The organism is Mesorhizobium sp. M7D.F.Ca.US.004.03.1.1 (genome assembly GCF_003998635.1).
GTDB classification, from domain to species: Bacteria; Pseudomonadota; Alphaproteobacteria; order Rhizobiales; family Rhizobiaceae; genus Mesorhizobium; species Mesorhizobium loti.
On record NZ_RZQG01001271.1, the window covers coordinates 1 to 1,309 of the forward strand.

1 protein-coding gene and 1 pseudogene are annotated in these 1,309 nt (G+C 59.4%); both read left to right on the plus strand.

Features of this window, described 5'->3' with window-relative positions; all coding sequences use genetic code 11:
- Nucleotides 1–302: pseudogene (locus tag EN935_RS36240) on the plus strand (tRNA (adenosine(37)-N6)-dimethylallyltransferase MiaA); the annotation flags it as partial.
- A 129-nt stretch (nucleotides 303–431) separates the two neighbouring features.
- The gene (locus tag EN935_RS36245) at nucleotides 432–1,223 is read left to right on the plus strand and encodes a GGDEF domain-containing protein (protein WP_056583040.1); all 792 of its coding nucleotides are present in this window, start codon (nucleotides 432–434) and stop codon (nucleotides 1,221–1,223) included.
- The last annotated feature ends 86 nt before the right edge of the window (nucleotides 1,224–1,309 follow it).

Genomic DNA, 1,309 nt, shown 5'->3' on the forward strand with positions numbered 1-1,309 from the left:
GGGCGGTGCTGGTCGGCCGCATCGAAAAACGCTTCGACCAGATGCTGCACAAAGGCGCGCTGGACGAGGTTCGGCGGCTATCGGCGCTTGGCCTCGGTCCCGATTTGCCGGCGATGAAAGCGATCGGCGTTCGCGAACTGCAGGCCGCGATGGCCGGAGAGATTGGCTTTCCCGAGGCGATCGAACGCGCCAAGATTGCGACCAGGCAATATTCCAAGCGGCAGACAACCTGGTTCAGGCATCAGCTGGAGCCGGAATGGCTGAGATTGCGCCCTGGTGACGATCTGGAAACCACGATCTGATCGCTTGTTTCTATTGCAACCAGAAAAGTTTACCTGCAAGGAAAGGTTCTCGTTGCGGTTGTCCAAGTTAACCCTCCGTAAGCCCGCCCATGCCATAAGGTCAGTGGGCACTTTTCCATTGGGGAGCAGATGCGTTTCCACAAGGCGGAATCAGCATTTTTCGTCTTTATTTTCGTGATCCTGGCCGCTGGCCTGGTGACGCTGCATGCCTATGGGCTTCTGCAATCCTTCGCCAACGAGCTGCATACGGCTTCGGGCCTGGACAAGGTCATCTATCTCAACAAGCTTTTGTTCGCGACCGGCGTGCTCCTGGCCACTGCGCTGTTCTTCGGCATTTTCTTCATCTATCCGCTGATCCGAAAACAGGCGACGGAAGAAGGCAAGCTGCGCGCCATGACGGTTTCGCTGAGCGCCCGCTCGGAAACGCTCGAGCATGCGGCCCTGACCGACGGCCTGACCGGCATGCAGAACCGGCGCTATTTCGATGATGCGCTGAAGGAGTATCTCGAGGAGTTCAGGCGCATCGAAAAGCCCGTCGGGCTGATGATCCTCGATCTCGACCATTTCAAGCAGGTCAACGACACCCACGGCCATGACGTTGGCGACGAGGTGCTCAAGGCCGTCGCAAACTGTCTCAAGGATATGACACGCTACCACGACGTGGTGGCGCGATTGGGCGGCGAGGAGTTCGCCGTGGTCACGCCCAACATGGACGCCGAGCTTCTGGGCAAGTTTGCCGAGCGCATCCGCAAGGCGATCGCCAACATGTCGGTGCTGTCAGGCAATGTCCGCCTCAAGATCACCACCAGCGTCGGGCTTGCCGTCTGGGACCGCAAGGAGACTGCGGAAGAGTTCTATCGCCGCGCCGATCGCCAGCTCTACGAGGCGAAGAGGCAAGGCCGCAACCGCGTCTGCGCCTAAAATCCCGAAGAAGAATTCATGAGGCCGGTCGCCTGGCGCGGCTTTCTCGACTTCCGGTGCTCACGGACTAGATGTCCGCTCCGCTC